The sequence below is a fragment of the Cellulomonas sp. EB106-03-03-XG116 genome, assembly GCF_058792015.1.
In genome coordinates this window covers 43,139-60,183 of sequence record NZ_JBYTEP010000009.1, presented here as the reverse complement: position 1 = coordinate 60,183, position 17,045 = coordinate 43,139, and the positions used below count along the sequence as shown (strand labels likewise).

Here is a 17,045-nt window from a genome sequence, read left to right as displayed (position 1 = left end):
GTAAATGATTCGTGAAGCAACTCACGCTCGGTAGGGTGGCGGCCGTGGACAGCGTGGACCGCCTGCGCGCGGACTGGGAGCGCGAGGCGCCGGGGCTCGACGTCGCGCCGATCGCCGTGGCCGGGCGGATCACCCGGATCGCCGCGCTGCTGGACGCCCGCGCGGAGGCCGCGCTGGCGGAGGCGGACCTGACGCGGGGCGAGTTCGACGTCCTGTGCGCGCTGCGCCGGGCCGGGCGAGCGCTGCGGGCCGCCGAGGTGTCCACGATCACCGCCGCGTCCCCGGCCGCGATCACCAAGCGCGCGGACACGCTGGTCCGCGCCGGCCTGGTGGCCCGCGCGATCCCGCACCGGGACCGCCGGGGCGTGCTCCTCGAGCTGACCGACGAGGGTCGCGCCGCCGTCGACCGGCTGATGCCGGAGCACCTCGCGCGCGAGGCCGACGCCCTGGGCGCGCTCGGCCCGGACGAGGCGGACGCGCTCGCGGCGCTGCTGTCCCGGGTGCTCGTCCGGGTCGAGGGCGGGGCCTGAGCGCGAGTCCCCGCGGCCGCCCGCCCGGTCGTCCGAGCAGGTCGGCGCCCCGCTCGCGGCCGATCGCCGGGTGAAGTCGCGGCTCTACACCCGGTTTCCACCCCTGTGACCGCTCACAAGGGACCGAGGTCCCCCCGATGGGTCGAGGAACCCCGGCAGCCCACCAGGCGGTCGGAGCCCCCCGCCCCTCGGCCCAGGAGACCACCGTGCCCCTGCCCCGACTGCGCACCTCCCTGCGCGCTCAGCTCGTCGCGACGGGTGCCGGTGCCGTCGCCGTCACCGCCGCCCTGCTCACCGCCGTCGGCGGCTGGCAGGTGACCGGCCTGGCCTCCCAGGCCGGCGACGACGTGGACCGCCTCATGCGCGACTCGATGACCCAGACCACCCAGCAGGCGGTGACGCTGGTCGAGACCCAGGTCGCCACCGTCACCGACCGGATGGCCTCGAGCCTCCGGGTCGCCCAGGAGACGTTCGCCCAGGCCGGCGCCCTCACGTTCGACGGCTCCGAGCACTGGACCGTCACCGACCAGACCACGGGCGCCACCGAGGAGGTGGACCTCCCGCGGCTGCAGGTCGGCGGCACCTGGCTCGGCCGCACCACCGACCCGGCGACTCCGGTCCCGGTGGTCGACGACATCACCACCCTGCTCGACGCGCCGGTCACGGTCTTCCAGCGGGTGAACGCCGAGGGCGACATGCTGCGGGTCGCGACGAGCGTGACGAACGCCGACGGCGCGCGGGTCATCGGCACCGCGATCGGCGCGACGGGCGCCGACGGCAAGCCGAACGCCGTGGTCGCCTCGCTGCTGTCCGGGCAGCCGTACTACGGCACCGCGACCGTCGTCGGGCAGCCGTTCGTCACCGCCTACGCCCCGCTGCTGGCGGGCGACGAGGTGGTCGGCGGCCTGTTCGTCGGCGTCCCGCAGACCGAGGTCGACGCCCCGCTGCGCGCCGCGCTGGCCGAGGTGGCCGTCGGCGAGGCGGGCTACCTGACGGTCGCGGACGCGAACGGGCAGTGGGTCGTCCCGCCGCCGGGTGCCCAGGCGGGCGACGCCGCGGGCGCGGTGGACGCGGACGGCGAGGCGTACGCGCCCCGGCTGGTCGAGGCCGCCGCCGCGCTGGGCGAGGGGGAGACCGCCACCGAGCGCGTGGACCTCGGGGAGGCCGGCGCCGCCACCGTGCAGCTCGCCCGGTACGCCCCGTGGGGCTGGACCGTCGCCGCGTGGGGCTTCGACGCCGACCTGCGGGCCGTGTCCGCGGAGCTCGAGTCCGGCGCGAGCACGCTGATGGTGACCCTGCTGGTCGTCGGCCTGGTGGTCGCCGCGGCCGCGGTGGCGCTCGTGGTGTGGATCTCCGGGCGGGTCGTCGCGCGCGTCGGCCGGCTCACCACCGCGCTGCGCCGGGTCGCCGACCGCGACCTGTCCGTCGCGGTGCGCGGCGAGGGCCGGGACGAGATCGGCGTCATGGGCGCGGCGCTCGGCGAGGCCATCGACGCCATGCGCGCCGCGCTCACCCGGATGCGCGAGGGCGCCGAGGCGGTGCGCGGCACCGCCGGGCGGCTCGACGGCTCGTCGGGGACGCTGGAGGAGGCCGCGGGCCGCACCGTGTCCCGCGCCGAGGGCGCCGCCGGCTCCGCCTCGGTCGTCAGCACCGAGGTGCAGACCGTCACCGCGGCGATGACGGAGATGCGCGCGTCCATCGAGTCGGTGGCGCAGGACGTGAGCGCGGCCTCCGGCGAGGCGGCGCAGGCCGTGGGCGTGACCGCCGAGGCCGCCGCGGCGGCGGACCGGCTCGCGGCGTCGACCGGCCAGATCGCGGCCGTCCTGGACACCGTGACCACGATCGCCGGGCAGACCCACCTGCTCGCGCTGAACGCCAGCATCGAGGCGGCCCGCGCGGGCAGCGCCGGCGCCGGGTTCGCCGTGGTGGCCGGCGAGGTCAAGGACCTCGCGCAGCAGACCTCCAGCGCGATCGGCACGATCGCACCGGTGCTCGAGGCCGTCACCCGGGACGCCGCGGACGTGCAGGAGTCGGTGTCCCGGATCTCCCGCGCGGTCGCGACGGTCGACGGGCTGCAGGGCGCGGTGTCCGCCGTGGTCGAGGAGCAGACCGCCACGACGTCCGAGATCGAGCGCAACCTCGTGGTCGCCGCCGAGAGCACGACGGACATCGCCGGCAGCGCCGCGGACGTCGCGCAGGCGGCCGGGCAGGCGTTCGACGGGGCCGCGGAGGTGCGGCAGGCCGTCATCATCCTGGGTGACGTCGCCGCCGAGCTCGCGCGGGGCGCGGAGGAATTCACGCTGAACCGGCCCGGAGCGCAGTTCGACCTGGCACGCTAGGCGAGGCGCCGTCGGCCCGGGACCCCCTGCCCCGGACCGGCGGCGCCGCCGCGTGCGGGGTCAGGCCTTCGGGCGGGTCATGCTCAGCAGGTCGAGCGCCGCGTCCAGCTGCTCCTCGGTGACCTCGCCGCGCTCGACGTAGCCGAGGTCGACGACCGCCTCGCGGACCGTGATGCCCTGCGCCACCGCGTGCTTGGCGATCTTCGCCGCGGCCTCGTAGCCGATCACCCGGTTCAGCGGGGTGACGATCGACGGGGACGACCCGGCGTACGCCGCGCCGCGGTCCGTGACGACCTCGATGCCGTCGACGGTCCGGTCGGCCAGCACCCGGCAGGCCGCCGCGAGCAGCCGCTCCGACTCCAGGACCGCCTGGCCCATGACCGGGATCTGCACGTTGAGCTCGAAGGAGCCGCTCGCGCCGGCCCACGCCACGGTGGCGTCGTTGCCGACCACGCGCGCGGCGACCATGAGCACGGCCTCCGGGATGACCGGGTTCACCTTGCCCGGCATGATCGACGAGCCCGGCTGCAGGTCGGGGATGCGGATCTCGCCCAGGCCGGTGTTCGGGCCGGAGCCCATCCAGCGCAGGTCGTTGCAGATCTTGGTCAGGCTGACCGCGATGGTCTTCAGCGCGCCCGACAGCTCGACCAGCCCGTCCCGGGCGCCCTGCGCCTCGAAGTGGTCGCGCGCCTCGGTGAGCGGCAGCCCGGTCTCCTCCGCGAGCAGGGCGATGACCCGCTGCGGGAACCCGGCCGGGGTGTTGATGCCGGTGCCCACCGCCGTGCCGCCGAGCGGGACCTCCGCCACCCGGGGGAGCGCCGCCTGCACCCGCTCGACGCCCCGGCGCACGGCGGCCGCGTAGCCGCCGAACTCCTGGCCGAAGGTCACCGGGGTCGCGTCCATCAGGTGCGTGCGGCCGGCCTTCACGTCGCCGGCGTGCTTCTCGGCGAGCCGCTCCAGCGAGGCGGCGAGGTGCTCCAGGGCGGGGACCAGGTCGTGGACCGCGCCGGCGGTGGCGGCCACGTGCACGGAGGTCGGGAAGACGTCGTTGGAGGACTGCGAGGCGTTGACGTGGTCGTTGGGGTGGACGTCGGCGCCGAGGGACCGGGACGCGAGGGTCGCGAGCACCTCGTTCATGTTCATGTTCGAGGACGTGCCGGACCCGGTCTGGTAGACGTCGACCGGGAAGTGCGCGTCGTGCCGGCCGTCGGCGACCTCGTCCGCCGCGTCGGCGATCGCGCGCGCCACGGCGGCGTCGAGGATGCCGAGCTCGGCGTTGGCCAGGGCGGCGGCCTTCTTGACCCGGGCCAGCGCGGCGACGTGCCCGCGCTCCAGGCCGGTCCCGCTGATCGGGAAGTTCTCCACCGCGCGCTGGGTCTGCGCGCGGTAGAGGGCGTCCGCGGGGACGCGGACCTCGCCCATCGTGTCGTGCTCGATGCGGTACTGGACGTCGTCGTCGGCGTGCAGGCTCATGCGGCCGATCCTGCCACCGCCAGGGACCTCGGTCCCGTCCACGCCCCGCGCGGGGCCGCGTGGGTGGCGCACGTCACACCCCGGGGCGCAGCGGCGTCAGGCCGGGACCGGGACGTCGCCGATGTCGCCGATCGCGGACGTCAGGCGTGCGTGGCCGTCCGCCAGCGCGTACTCCACGCCGACGACCGCCACGCGGCCGGCGTCGATGCCCTCGGCCAGCGTCACGGAGTACGAGCGCAGCATGTCGACGGTGTGCCGCACGTGCTCGTGGCCGAGCTCCGCGGGGTCGACCGACGACAGGTCGCGGGGGCGACCCTCGGAGTCGGCGCCGTGCGCCAGCGACACGATCGACGGGATGACCCGGTCGACGACGGCGCGCACGAACCCGCGCTGCAGCTCGCCGGTGGTGAGCGCCGCCGTGGCCGCCGCGACCGCGCCGCACGAGTCGTGGCCCAGCACGACGACCAGCGAGGCGCCGAGCACCTCGACGCCGTACTCGATCGACCCGATCACCGTGGTGTCGAGCACGTGGCCGGCGGTCCGGACGACGAACACGTCGCCGAGCCCCTGGTCGAAGATGATCTCGGCCGCGACGCGGCTGTCCGAGCAGCCGAACACGACGGCGAACGGCGCCTGGCCGGTGCTGACCTCGGCGCGCCGGTCGATGCCCTGGGACGGGTGCTCCATGGCGCCGCGGACGAACCGGTCGTTGCCGTCGCGCAGCGCGGCCCAGGCCTCGGCGGGGGTGGTGGGGTGTGCCATGCGGCCATGGTCGCACCACGCGGCGCGGGACGGGCGACCTCGTCCGCGCCTCGTCCGCGACGGGTGGGACCACCTCCGCCGGCCCCGCTCCGGTGGCAGGCCGCGACGGGGCGGTGTAGCCCTTAGGGGGAAGCGTGGAGACGTCGCGGAGCCCCAGGTGGGAGCCCCGCGGCGCCGGAGTGAGGGGAAGCGGTGCGCGTGCGGAGACGGTCGAGGGCGATCGCCGGGGTGTCGGTGCTCGCGCTGGGGGTGGGGCTGGCGGCGTGCGCGCCGGCGGACTCCACCCCGGTGCTCACCTGGTACACGAACCCGGACGCGGGGGGCCAGGCGACGCTGGCCCAGCAGTGCACGGAGGAGGCCGGCGGGGCGTACCGCATCGAGGTGTCGGTGCTGCCCCGCGACGCCAGCTCCCAGCGCGAGCAGCTGGCGCGGCGGCTCGCGGCGTCGGACTCGTCGATCGACCTGATGAGCCTCGACCCGCCGTTCATCCCGGAGCTGGCCAACGCCGGCTTCCTGGCGCCGGTGCCCGAGGACGTGGCGACCGAGGTCAGCAAGGACGTCGCGGAGGGTGCGCTGCAGGGCGCCTCGTGGGGCGACGAGCTCGTCACGGTCCCGTTCTGGGCCAACACGCAGCTGCTCTGGTACAAGAAGTCGGTGGCCGAGGCCGCCGGGCTCGACCCCGCGACCACGCCGGTGACGTGGGACCAGATCATGGACGCGGCGCGCGACCAGGACAAGACGCTGGGCGTGCAGGGCATCAAGGCCGAGGCGTACACCGTGTGGATCAACGCCCTGGTCGAGTCGGCCGGCGGCCAGATCGTGGAGAACCCCGAGGCGTCCGCGGAGGACGTGCAGCTGGGCCTGGAGACCGACGCCGGGCGCGAGGCCGCCCGGATCATCGGCGAGATCGGGAAGGACCGGCTCGGCGGCCCCGGGCTGCCGACCCAGGACGAGAACGCCTCGCTCACCCAGTTCCAGGGGGACAGCGGGTCGTTCATGGTCAACTGGCCGTTCGTCTGGCCGGCCATGCAGGCCTCGGTCGAGGACGGCGCGCTGGACCAGTCGTTCCTCGACGACGTGGGCTGGGCGGTCTACCCGCAGGTGGTCGAGGGGACCGACGCCGCGCCGCCGTACGGCGGGATCAACCTCGGGGTCGGCGCGTTCAGCGAGCACGTCGACGAGGCCTACGAGGCCGCCGCGTGCATCGTGCGGCCCGAGAACCAGGCGGCGTACTTCGTCACCGACGGCAACCCGCCCGCGTCGACCGTCGCCTACGACGACCCGAAGGTGCAGGAGACGTTCCCGATGGCGGACGTCATCCGCCAGTCGCTGGAGCAGGCGGCCCCGCGCCCCCAGACCCCGTACTACAACGAGGTCTCCCAGGGTCTCCAGGAGACCTGGCACCCGCCGGCCTCGGTCGACCCCGACCGGACGCCGCAGGAGTCCACGGACTTCATCACCGCCGTGCTGCGAGGGGAGCGACTCCTGTGAGTACCGAGATCACGGGCGCCACGGCGGGGACGACGGCGCGGGCCACCCGCGGCGCCGGCCCGGACCGGGCGTCGAAGCCGCGCAAGAGCGACCGGGCGCGGGCCGAGGCCCGGCTGGGCTGGTGGCTGGCCGGCCCGGCGTTCGTGGTGATGCTGGCCGTCACCGCGTACCCGATCCTGCAGGCCGTCTACGACTCGCTGTTCCGGTACCGGCTCACCGCGCCGGACGACCGGGCGTTCGTCGGGCTCGGCAACTACGGCGTGGTGCTGGGCGACCCGGTGTTCTGGCAGTCGCTGGGCGTGACCACGCTGATCATGATCATCACCGTCGCGATCGAGCTGGTGCTCGGCTTCGCGCTCGCGCTGGTCATGCACCGGGCCGTCCTGCGGCTGCGCGGCCTGCTGCGCACCGCGATCCTCGTCCCGTACGGGATCATCACGGTCGTCTCCGCGTTCGCGTGGTTCTACGCGTTCGACATCAACTCCGGGTACGTGAACAGCTGGTTCAGCTGGGTGCCGGGGATCAGCGAGGACCTCAACTGGTTCGCCGGCACCGGCACCAGCCTGTTCGTGATCATCGCGTCCGAGGTCTGGAAGACCACGCCGTTCATCTCGCTGCTGCTGCTCGCCGGCCTGGCGCAGGTGCCGGGCGACCTCGAGGAGGCCGCGCAGGTCGACGGCGCCACCTGGTGGCAGCGGATGAAGCGCGTGGTCCTGCCGAACATGAAGGCCGCGATCATGGTCGCCGTCCTGTTCCGGGCGCTCGACGCGTTCCGGATCTTCGACAACGTCTTCATCATGACGAACGGCGCGAACGGCACCACGGTGCTGTCGCTGCTGGCCTACCGGACGTCCATCGGGCGGCTGGAGATCGGCCTCGGCTCGGCCATCTCGGTGCTGCTGTTCGTCTGCGTGATCATCATCTGCTTCATCGCGATCAAGATCTTCAAGGTCGACCTCGCCGGTGCACGAGGGGAGAAGTGATGGGCGCGACCAAGGCCCTCACGGGCAGGCAGAAGCTGGCGTGGGCGGCGATCACGCTCGTCGTCCTGGTGTGGGCGCTGTTCCCGGTGCTGTCGATCCTGGCGACGTCGTTCAAGCTGCCCAGCGACCTGAACACGGGCAACTTCCTGCCGACGTCCTGGAGCTGGACGAACTACGAGCAGATCCTCGGGCCGGACGGCTCGGCGCAGGAGCTGTTCCTGTCGTCGCTGCGGAACTCGATCGGCATCTCGCTGATCGCCACGGCGATCTCGTCGGTGCTGGCCACGCTGGCCGCGTACGCGATCGCCCGGCTCGACTTCCCGGGCCGCAAGCTGATCCTCACCACCGCGCTCGGGGTGTCGATCTTCCCGGTCATCTCGATCGTCACGCCGCTGTTCAACCTGTGGCGCACCATCGGCCTGTACGACACCTGGCCCGGGCTGATCATCCCGTACCTCTCGCTGACGCTGCCGATCTCGATCTGGACGCTCACCGCGTTCTTCCGGCAGATCCCGTGGGAGCTCGAGCAGGCCGCCCAGGTGGACGGCGCCACCACGTGGCAGGCGTTCCGGAAGGCGATCGTGCCGCTCGCGGCGCCCGGCGTGTTCACCACCGCGCTGATCGCGTTCTTCATCGCCTGGAACGACTTCGTGTACGGCATCTCGCTGACGTCCACGGAGGCGGCCCGGCCCGTGCCCGCCGCGCTCGCGTTCTTCTCCGGGGCCTCGCAGTTCGAGGACCCCACCGGCGCGATCTCCGCCGCCGCCGTCGTCGTGACCATCCCCGTCGTCGTCCTGGTGCTGCTGTTCCAGCGCCAGATCGTGTCCGGGCTGACCCAGGGCGCGGTCAAGGGCTGACGCCCTCACCGCCCGGACCCCTCAGGAGGCACATCCCATGGCATCCATCACCCTGACGGACATCGTCAAGAAGTACGGCGACGGCTACCCCGCCGTGAACGGCGTCAGCCTCGACATCAAGGACGGCGAGTTCGTCATCCTGGTCGGCCCGTCCGGCTGCGGGAAGTCGACGCTGCTGCGCATGATCGTCGGCCTGGAGGACATCACCTCCGGCGAGCTGCGGATCGGCGACGAGGTCGTCAACGAGAAGGCCCCGCGCGACCGGCACCTCGCGATGGTGTTCCAGAACTACGCGCTGTACCCGCACCTCACCGTGTACGAGAACATCGCGTTTCCGCTGCGGCTGCAGAAGGGCAAGTACACCGAGGAGCAGATCAAGGACAACGTCGAGTACGCGGCGGACACCCTGGAGCTGCGCGAGCACCTCGACCGCAAGCCGGCCAACCTGTCCGGCGGCCAGCGGCAGCGCGTCGCGATGGGGCGCGCGATCGTCCGGGACGCGCAGGCGTTCCTGTTCGACGAGCCGCTGTCCAACCTCGACGCCAAGCTCCGCGGCCAGATGCGCACCGAGATCGCCCGCATGCAGCGCCGGCTCGGCACCACCACGGTCTACGTGACGCACGACCAGACCGAGGCCATGACGCTCGGCGACCGGGTCGCGGTGCTCCGCAAGGGCGAGCTGCAGCAGGTGGCGAGCCCGCGCGCGCTGTACGAGCAGCCGGTCAACCTGTTCGTGGCCGGGTTCATCGGCTCCCCGCCGATGAACTTCCTGCCGGGCGAGGTGCACGGCGACTCGCTGCGGCTGCCGTTCGGCGACGTGCCGATCCCGGAGACCGCCCGCGGCAAGCTGGACGGGCGCGAGCTGGTCATCGTCGGCCTGCGGCCGGAGCACGTCGAGGACGCCCGCGTCCTGGACGAGGACAAGCGCGCCAAGGGCGCCACGTTCTCGGCCGAGGTCGACGTCGTCGAGTGGCTGGGCGCGGAGCTGTACGCCTACATCCCGTTCGAGACGCACGCCGACGTCGCGCAGAAGCTCGAGGAGCTCGACCGCGACCTCGACGGCGAGGGGATGCGCACCCAGATGATCGTCGCGCTCGGCTCCGAGAGCCGGGTCCGCGACGGCAGCAGCGCCGACCTGTGGTTCGACCCGAGGCGGCTGCTGATCTTCGACCCGGAGTCGGGCGAGAACCTCACCTACGACGACGAGGCGGCCCGCCGCATCGACGGCGAGACGGAGGAGGACCGCCGGGCGGCCCTGGAGCGCGCCCACCGCGACGCCGAGAAGCAGTCGAACGGCGAGGGCGCGGGCCGCCACCGCCGGGCGAGCTGACCCGCACCCCCGCGATCTGCCCCCGCCGAGGTCGAGGGTTTCCGCCGAGGTCGAGGGTGTCCGCGCCCTCTCCGGGGCGGAACCCTCGACCTCGGCGGTGGGGTCAGGCCTCGCCGAGGTCCGCGGAGGTCGGGGGGTTGGCTCCCGAGCGGGAGACCGTGATCGCGGCGACCTGGGCGCAGCGGACCAGGACGTGCTCGACCGTCGGGCGGTCGATCGCGCGCAGCGCCTCGCGCCGGTCGGCGCCCAGCAGGTCCGCCGTCCAGAGGCCGTCGACCAGGGCGCCCATGAACGAGTCGCCCGCGCCGACCGTGTCGGCCACCTGGACCCGGGGCGCCTCGACCAGCACCTCGTCGCCGCCCGCCGTGATCGCGAGCGCGCCCTCGCCGCCCAGCGTCACGACGACCAGCGCGGGGCCGCGGCCCAGCCAGTCCCGGGCGATCTCGGCCGGCGCGACCCCCGGGTGCAGCCAGGCCAGGTCCTCGTCGGACACCTTGACGACGTCGGCCAGCGCCACCAGCCGCTCGACGACCGGCAGCGTCTCCTCGGGCGAGCCCATGAGCGCCGGGCGCAGGTTGGGGTCGTAGGTGATCGTGGACCCGTCCCGGCGGTCCGCCAGCAGGCGGGCGACGGCCTCGCCGCCCGGGGCGATCACCGTGGCGATCGAGCCGGTGTGCACGACGACGGGGGCGTCCTCGTCCTCGTCCCAGCGGTCCGGCAGGTCCCAGGTCAGGTCGAACTCGTAGGTCGCGGCGCCCTCGGCGTCCAGGTGGGCGCGCGCGACGGGGGTGCGCTCCGGGCCGCGGTCGCCCGCGAGGACGTGCACGTCCGAGCCGGCCAGGTGCTCCCGGACCAGGTCGCCGTGGGCGTCGTCGGCGAGCCAGGTCAGCAGGTCGACGCGCCGGCCCAGCCGGCCGAGCCCGATCGCGACGTTCGCGGGGCTGCCGCCGGGGTGCTCCGCGGGCTCGGCGCCCGGGCGGAGCACGACGTCGACGAGCGCCTCCCCGACGACGAGGGCACGGGCGGCGGGCTGCTCGGTCATGGGGCTCCTTCGCGTCCGGCGGCGGTGCCGGGTCGGGGTGGGTCGTGCGGGGGTGCGCGGGGCGCGGGCGCGCCCGGCCGTCAGGAGCCGGCGTCCTCGCCGTCGGCCGCACGGGCGGCGTCGAGCCGGGCGCGCGCGCCGTCCAGCCACTGCTGGCAGCGGGCGGCCAGCGCCTCGCCGCGCTCCCAGAGCGCGAGCGACTCCTCGAGCGTCGCGCCGCCGGCCTCCAGCCGGGAGACGACGGCGACGAGCTCGTCGCGCGCCTGCTCGTAGGACAGGTCGGCGACGCCGGGGGCGCCGGGGGAGTCGGAGGCGGGGGAGGTGTCGCTCACGGGCACCATCTAACCAACGACCGCCGACCCGCGCGCCCACCCGGGGGTCGCTCAGCCCTCCCGCGCCGCGAACTCCTGGGTGCCGAGCACGGCCAGCAGCCGGAGCCGCCCCTCGGCCTCGCTGCGCGGCGCCGCCGTGAGCACCAGCAGCGTCTGCGACCCGTCCTCCGTGAACAGCGCCTGGCAGTCGACCTCGATCGGCCCGACCCGCGGGTGCACCAGCGTCTTGTGGTCCTCGAACCGCCGGGACACCTCGTGCGCCTCCCAGATCGCGACGAACTCCGGGCTCCGCGCGGACAGCGCGCGCACCAGCTCGGCGGCCCGGGACCGCGGCCCGTCCGCCCCGAGCGTCGCGCGCAGCGAGGCGACCTGCGCCCGGCTCTGCCGGTCCCGGTCCTCGGCCGGGTACATCAGGCGCTCGGTGTCCGGGTGCGCGAACCAGCGGTAGATCGCGCTCCGCTCCCAGCCGGTCAGCTGCTCGACCGGGCCGAACAGGGCACGCGCCAGGTCGTTCTGCACCAGCGTCCGGCCCAGCCCGTCCAGGATCAGCGCCGGGCTGTCGGTGATCCGGTCGAGCACCCGCAGCAGCCCCGGGGCGACGTAGTCCTCGCGCGCCGCGCGGTCGGGGGCGCTGTGCCCGGCGACGCGGTACAGGTAGTCGCGCTCGTCGGGCGTCAGCCGCAGGGCGCGGGCGAGCGAGCCGAGCATCTGGGTGCTGGGCTGCGGGCCGCGGCGCTGCTCGAGCCGGGTGTAGTAGTCCGTCGACATGACCGCGAGCTGCGCGACCTCCTCGCGGCGCAGGCCGGGTGCCCGGCGCCGCGCGCCCGGGGGCAGCCCCACGTCGTCCGGGCGCAGCGCCTCCCGGTGCCGGAGGAGGAAGTCGGCCAGCGCGTCGCGATCCACCCGAGCAGTATCGGCGGGGCGCCGATGCGCAACCAGGGATCGGCGGTCCCCCGACAACCGCTCTCTGGCGGGGCTGCGCCTGCCGCCGAAGACTCGGGGCATGCGAATCACTGGGAACACCGTCTTCATCCCCGGCGCGACGAGCGGCATCGGCCTGGCCCTCGCCGTCGCCCTGCACGAGCGGGGCAACGAGGTGATCGTCGGCGGGCGGCGCACCGAGCTGCTCGACCGCGTCACCGCGGAGCACCCCGGCATCCACGCCTACCGGATCGACACCGCCGACGCCGACGACGTCGCCGAGGTCGCGAAGCGGGTCATCGCCGAGCACCCCGAGGTGAACGTGCTGGTCCCGATGGCCGGCATCATGCGCGTCGAGGACTGGACCGACCCGGCCGGGTTCCTCGGCACGGCCGAGCAGACCGTCACGACCAACGTGCTCGGGCCGATCCGGCTGATCGCGGCGTTCGTCGAGCACCTGCAGACCCGGCCGGACGCCACGATCCTCACCGTGTCCTCCGGGTTGGCGTTCGCGCCGCTCCAGGTCACCCCCACGTACAACGCCAGCAAGGCGTTCATCCACATGCTCAGCGAGTCGATCCGACTGCAGCTGGCCGGCACGAGCGTGCGGGTCGTCGAGCTCGAGCCGCCGTCGGTGCAGACCGACCTCATGCCCGGGCACCGGGAGAACGCGGACGCGATGCCGCTCGCCGACTTCGTCGCGGAGGTGCTGGCGCTGATCGAGGCGCAGCCCGACGCCACGGAGATCCAGGTCGAGCGCGTGAAGTTCCTCCGGTACGGCGAGGCCCGCGGGGACTACCCGCAGGTGGTCGCGGCGCTCAACGCGCGGGACCCGCACGGGAAGTGACGCGATGTCCGGCCGTCAGGCGTCCGCGTCGTCCCCGGCGGCCGGGCGCTTCCGGCCGGGCGCGACCGCCAGCACCGTCGCCATGAGCTCGCCGCGGGACACCCGGATCCGCAGCGAGTCCTTGGCGGCGACCTCGGTCGCCTCCCGCACGACGCGGCCGTCGGACGTCTGCACCACGGCGTACCCGCGGTCGAGCGTCGCGGCGGGGGACAGCGCGCGGACCTGCGCGGCGAGCGCCCGGGTCGACGTGACCGCGCCGGCGAGCGCGTGGTCGAGGCTCCGCCGGGCGTGGTCCCGGGCGCGCAGCACCTCGGCCTCCCGGGTCTCGACCATCGTGTGCGGGCGGGCGAGCACCGGGCGGCTCCGGACCTGCTCCAGCCCGGCGGCCTCGCGGGCGACCCGGTGCTCGACGGCCGACCGGATCCGGGCGCGGGCCTGGGTGACCCGGGTCCGCTCCTCGCCGACGTCCGGCACGATCCGTTTCGCGGCGTCCGTGGGGGTGGACGCGCGGTAGTCGGCGACCAGGTCCAGCAGCGGGGTGTCGGTCTCGTGGCCGATCGCGGAGACCAGCGGGGTCCGGCAGGCCGCGGCGGCGCGCACCATCGCCTCGTTGCTGAACGGCAGCAGGTCCTCGACCGACCCGCCGCCGCGCGCGACGACGATCACCTCGACCCGTGGGTCGGCGTCCAGCTCGGCGATCGCCCGGCTCACCTGCGGCACCGCGCCGACGCCCTGCACCGCGACCTCGCGGATGACGAACTCCACCTGGGGCCAGCGCGCGCGGGCGTTCACCACCACGTCGTGCTCCGCCTTCGACTCCCGCCCGCACACCAGGCCGACGACCCGGGGCAGGAAGGGCAGCGGCACCCGGCGCTCCGGGTCGAACAGGCCCTCCGCGGCCAGCACCCGCTTGAGGTGCTCGATCCGGGCGAGCAGCTCGCCGACTCCGACCGCGCGCACCTCGTCGGCGTTGAGCTGCAGCGTGCCGCGCTTGGTCCAGAACGTCGGGCGCGCGTGCACCACGACGTGCGCGCCCTCGGCGAGCGGGGTGGCGGCGCCGGACAGCACGCCCGCGGGCATCGACACGGGCAGCGACATGTCGGTGTCCGTGTCGCGCAGCGTGAGGAACGCGATGTTCGCGCCGGGGCGCCGGTTGAGCTGGACGACCTGGCCCTCGACCCACAGCGGCGACATCTTGGCGACGTAGTCGGCGATCTTCACCGAGAGCAGCCGCACGGGCCAGGGGCGCTCGGCGGTGGTCTCGTTCGCGCGGGCGGGCAGCTCGGCGGGGGCGCCGGGTGCCGGGGCGCCGGCGGCGTCCGCGCGGGGCGTCGTGGGGGAGGACTGCTGCTGCACGGCCCCACCCTGCCACGCGCTCCCGACACCGCGCGGCGCGGCACCACGCCGACCCTCCGACTCTCGAGCCGAGATAGGACCGTCGCGCCGAGATAGGACCCCCGACGGTCCTACCTCGGCGAGCAGGTCCTACCTCGGCGAGCGGGTCTGCCTCGGCGCAGCGCGGCGGCTCGCCCGACCGCCGCCCGCCGGGCGACCTACGATGGGCGCGTGACCCTCGGCACCGAGCCCGGCGCGGCCCCCGCGGGCCGGCGCGTGCTCCTGGCCGCCCCGCGCGGCTACTGCGCCGGGGTGGACCGCGCGGTCGTCGCCGTCGAGCAGGCCCTCGAGCACTACGGCGCCCCGGTGTACGTCCGCAAGGAGATCGTGCACAACAGGCACGTCGTGGACACGCTCGCGGCCCGCGGCGCGGTCTTCGTCGAGGAGACCGACGAGGTGCCCGAGGGTGCCCGCGTCGTGTTCTCGGCCCACGGGGTGTCCCCGGCGGTGCGCGCGGCGGCCGAGGCCCGGTCGCTCCGGACGATCGACGCGACCTGCCCCCTGGTCACCAAGGTGCACAAGGAGGCGGTGCGGTTCGCCGCGGCGGACCTCGACATCCTGCTGATCGGCCACACGGGGCACGAGGAGGTCGAGGGCACTCAGGGCGAGGCGCCCGCGCACGTCCAGGTGGTCGACTCCCCGGACGCCGTGGCCGACGTGGTGGTGCGGGACGAGAGCCGCGTCGTGTGGATCTCGCAGACCACGCTGTCCGTGGACGAGACGATGGAGACCGTCCGGCGGCTCCGCGAGCGGTTCCCGCTGCTGCAGGACCCGCCGAGCGACGACATCTGCTACGCCACCCAGAACCGGCAGGTCGCGGTCAAGAAGCTCGCGCCGGAGTGCGACGTGGTGATCACCGTCGGGTCGGCGAACTCGTCCAACTCGGTGCGGCTGGTCGAGGTGGCGCTCGAGTACGGCGCCCGGGCGTCGTACCGGGTGGACACCGCGGCGCAGGTGGACCCGGCGTGGCTGGCCGGCGCCCGGACCGTCGGCGTGACCTCGGGGGCGTCGGTGCCGGAGATCCTCGTGCGGGACGTGCTGGACCTGCTGGCGGCGCACGGGTTCGGCGACGTCGAGGAGGTGCGGACCGCGACCGAGGACCTCATGTTCTCGCTGCCCCGGGAGCTGCGCGCCGACCTGCGCGCGGCCGGCGGCGACGACCCGCGCCCGCGCCGCGGCGACCGCCCGGACCTGGCGGTCCGGCCCGTCTGATCCGGGCCCACCGGTCCGGCCGTCAGGCCCGCGATCCGGCCGAGGCCCCCGCCCGGCCCGGGCTCGGACCCGCCCGGCCCGAACCCGCGGCCCGAACCGCGGCCCGAACCCGCGGCCCGAACCCGCGGCCCGCCCCGCCCTGCCCTCAGACCCCGCCCGGCCCCGCCTCCGGCGGCCGCACGTCGCCGAGCACCGCGTCGTCCAGCGCCCCGAGCGCGTCGGCCGCCCGCCGCCCGGTCCCCGGCGCGGCCGGCCCGTCGGGCCCCAGCCCCACGACCTGCTGCGTCTCCCACGCCACGAGCTCCGGCGCCGTCACCACGGACAGCCGCCGCTCGACGGACGGCGGCGTCTCCAGGCCCGCGTCCACGACCCGGAGGTCGGCGAACTTCCGCGCGCTCACCAGCACCCGGGACTCCAGCGACGCCACCGACTGGTTGTAGGCCGTCGCCGCCGAGTCGATCGCCCGGCCGACCTTGGACAGGTGCCCGCCGAGCGTCGCGATCCGGCCGTGCAGCTCCTTGCCGAGGTCCAGCACCGCCTGCGCGTTGCTCGCCAGCGCGTCCTGCCGCCAGGCGTAGGCGACGGTGCGCAGCAGCGCGAGCAGCGTCATCGGCGTCGCGATGACGACGTCCTTCTCGAAGGCGCGCTCCACGATCGCGGGGTCGACGTCGATCGCCGCGTGCAGGAACGCCTCGGCCGGCACGAACATCACGACGAACTCCGGCGAGGGGCTGAACTGGTCCCAGTACCGCTTGGCGGCGAGCTGGTCGACGTGCGCGCGCAGGTGCCGGGCGTGCGCGGCGAGCCGGCGCTCGCGCTCCGCCGGGTCCGTCGCCTCGGCCGCCTCCAGGAAGCCGAGGAACGGCACCTTCGCGTCGACCACCACGCGCTTGCCGCCCGCGAGGTGCACGACCATGTCCGGCCGCAGCAGCCCGTCGTCGGTGCGGACCTGGTCCTGCTCGGCGAAGTCGACGTGCGGCAGCATCCCGGCGGCCTCGACCACCCGGCGCAGCTGCACCTCGCCCCAGCGGCCGCGCACCTGCGACGCGCGCAGCGACGTGACCAGCTGGGCCGTCTGCTCGCGCAGCCGCCCGGCCTCCTCGTGCATCTGCCGCACCTGCTCGCTCAGGGCGGCGTCGTGCTGCGCGCGGGTCTGCTCGGCGGTGCGCAGCTCGGCCCGCACCGCGTCGAGCGTGCGGGCCAGCGGGTCGACCATCGAGCGGACCGCCTGCTCGCGCTGCGCGAGGTCGCCGGACTGCTCCTGGTGCCGCGCCGCGAGGCTCTGGTGCGCGAGCGCGAGGAACTGCTCGCTGCTCTGGGCCAGCGCGTCGGCGGCGAGCGCGCGGAACCGCTCCGCCTGCCGGTCGGCGTCGACGGTCCCGCCGCCGAGCTCGGCGGCGGTCCGCCAGCGGGCGGCCTCCACCTCGGCCCGGCGCAGCCGCGCCCCCGAGCGGCCGGCGGCCAGGAGCCAGCCGAGGGCGAGCCCCGCGAGGAGGGCCCCGGCGAGGGCGAGCACGAGTCCGGTGTCCAT

At 74.9% G+C, this 17,045-nt stretch carries 15 protein-coding genes; 8 read left to right on the top strand and 7 right to left on the bottom strand.

Features of this window, described 5'->3' with window-relative positions; translation table 11 throughout:
• Nucleotides 1–44: 44 nt before the first annotated feature.
• Both AC3WUG_RS06090 and AC3WUG_RS06085 read left to right on the top strand, forming a co-directional pair.
• Nucleotides 45–530 (top strand): MarR family winged helix-turn-helix transcriptional regulator, encoded by a 486-nt coding sequence (locus AC3WUG_RS06090; RefSeq protein WP_492326847.1) that lies wholly within the window; start codon nucleotides 45–47, stop codon nucleotides 528–530.
• 206 nt (nucleotides 531–736) lie between these two features.
• Nucleotides 737–2,869, top strand: a complete 2,133-nt coding sequence (locus tag AC3WUG_RS06085) for a methyl-accepting chemotaxis protein (RefSeq protein WP_492326846.1) — start codon at nucleotides 737–739, stop codon at nucleotides 2,867–2,869.
• Between the two features lie 60 nt (nucleotides 2,870–2,929).
• Here AC3WUG_RS06085 and AC3WUG_RS06080 read toward each other — a convergent pair whose 3' ends face one another.
• Together AC3WUG_RS06080 and AC3WUG_RS06075 are read right to left on the bottom strand one after the other, a co-directional pair.
• The gene (locus tag AC3WUG_RS06080) at nucleotides 2,930–4,342 is read right to left on the bottom strand and encodes a class II fumarate hydratase (RefSeq protein ID WP_492326845.1); all 1,413 of its coding nucleotides are present in this window, start codon (nucleotides 4,340–4,342) and stop codon (nucleotides 2,930–2,932) included.
• Nucleotides 4,343–4,438: 96 nt separating this feature from the next.
• A complete protein-coding gene (locus AC3WUG_RS06075; RefSeq protein ID WP_492326844.1) occupies nucleotides 4,439–5,104 on the bottom strand; it encodes a carbonic anhydrase in 666 nt (221 codons plus the stop codon).
• A 198-nt stretch (nucleotides 5,105–5,302) separates the two neighbouring features.
• Between AC3WUG_RS06075 and AC3WUG_RS06070 the strand changes: the two genes are divergently transcribed.
• Genes AC3WUG_RS06070 through AC3WUG_RS06055 form a run of 4 tightly spaced genes read left to right on the top strand, consistent with a single transcriptional unit; the run spans nucleotide 5,303 to nucleotide 9,765 of the window.
• Nucleotides 5,303–6,595, top strand: coding sequence for a sugar ABC transporter substrate-binding protein (locus tag AC3WUG_RS06070; protein ID WP_492326888.1), 1,293 nt, complete (start codon nucleotides 5,303–5,305; stop codon nucleotides 6,593–6,595).
• Nucleotides 6,592–7,578 (top strand): carbohydrate ABC transporter permease, encoded by a 987-nt coding sequence (locus AC3WUG_RS06065; RefSeq protein WP_492326843.1) that lies wholly within the window; start codon nucleotides 6,592–6,594, stop codon nucleotides 7,576–7,578. Before AC3WUG_RS06070 ends, AC3WUG_RS06065 begins: the two co-directional genes overlap by 4 nt.
• Entirely contained in the window at nucleotides 7,578–8,435 is an 858-nt protein-coding gene (locus tag AC3WUG_RS06060; protein WP_492326842.1) for a carbohydrate ABC transporter permease, read from the top strand. The genes AC3WUG_RS06065 and AC3WUG_RS06060 overlap by 1 nt, the downstream gene beginning before the upstream one ends.
• A gap of 37 nt (nucleotides 8,436–8,472) precedes the next feature.
• On the top strand, nucleotides 8,473–9,765 hold the full coding sequence (locus AC3WUG_RS06055) for an ABC transporter ATP-binding protein (protein ID WP_492326841.1): 1,293 nt from the start codon (nucleotides 8,473–8,475) through the stop codon (nucleotides 9,763–9,765).
• Between the two features lie 103 nt (nucleotides 9,766–9,868).
• Here the strand turns inward: AC3WUG_RS06055 and AC3WUG_RS06050 are convergent, their stop codons facing one another.
• The 3 genes from AC3WUG_RS06050 to AC3WUG_RS06040 form a co-directional block, all read right to left on the bottom strand.
• Nucleotides 9,869–10,807 (bottom strand): carbohydrate kinase family protein, encoded by a 939-nt coding sequence (locus AC3WUG_RS06050; RefSeq protein WP_492326840.1) that lies wholly within the window; start codon nucleotides 10,805–10,807, stop codon nucleotides 9,869–9,871.
• Nucleotides 10,808–10,887: 80 nt separating this feature from the next.
• Nucleotides 10,888–11,139, bottom strand: coding sequence for an exodeoxyribonuclease VII small subunit (locus AC3WUG_RS06045; RefSeq protein WP_371300427.1), 252 nt, complete (start codon nucleotides 11,137–11,139; stop codon nucleotides 10,888–10,890).
• Nucleotides 11,140–11,190: 51 nt separating this feature from the next.
• Entirely contained in the window at nucleotides 11,191–12,042 is an 852-nt protein-coding gene (locus AC3WUG_RS06040; RefSeq protein WP_492326839.1) for a helix-turn-helix transcriptional regulator, read from the bottom strand.
• A 100-nt stretch (nucleotides 12,043–12,142) separates the two neighbouring features.
• Here AC3WUG_RS06040 and AC3WUG_RS06035 point away from each other — a divergent pair, with 100 nt between their 5' ends.
• Nucleotides 12,143–12,907 (top strand): SDR family oxidoreductase, encoded by a 765-nt coding sequence (locus AC3WUG_RS06035; RefSeq protein ID WP_492326838.1) that lies wholly within the window; start codon nucleotides 12,143–12,145, stop codon nucleotides 12,905–12,907.
• A 15-nt stretch (nucleotides 12,908–12,922) separates the two neighbouring features.
• Here AC3WUG_RS06035 and xseA read toward each other — a convergent pair whose 3' ends face one another.
• Nucleotides 12,923–14,263 (bottom strand): exodeoxyribonuclease VII large subunit, encoded by a 1,341-nt coding sequence (gene xseA / locus AC3WUG_RS06030; protein WP_492326837.1) that lies wholly within the window; start codon nucleotides 14,261–14,263, stop codon nucleotides 12,923–12,925.
• A gap of 210 nt (nucleotides 14,264–14,473) precedes the next feature.
• Between xseA and AC3WUG_RS06025 the strand changes: the two genes are divergently transcribed.
• The gene (locus tag AC3WUG_RS06025) at nucleotides 14,474–15,514 is read left to right on the top strand and encodes a 4-hydroxy-3-methylbut-2-enyl diphosphate reductase (protein ID WP_492326836.1); all 1,041 of its coding nucleotides are present in this window, start codon (nucleotides 14,474–14,476) and stop codon (nucleotides 15,512–15,514) included.
• A 145-nt stretch (nucleotides 15,515–15,659) separates the two neighbouring features.
• Here the strand turns inward: AC3WUG_RS06025 and AC3WUG_RS06020 are convergent, their stop codons facing one another.
• Nucleotides 15,660–17,045, bottom strand: coding sequence for a DNA recombination protein RmuC (locus AC3WUG_RS06020; RefSeq protein WP_492326835.1), 1,386 nt, complete (start codon nucleotides 17,043–17,045; stop codon nucleotides 15,660–15,662).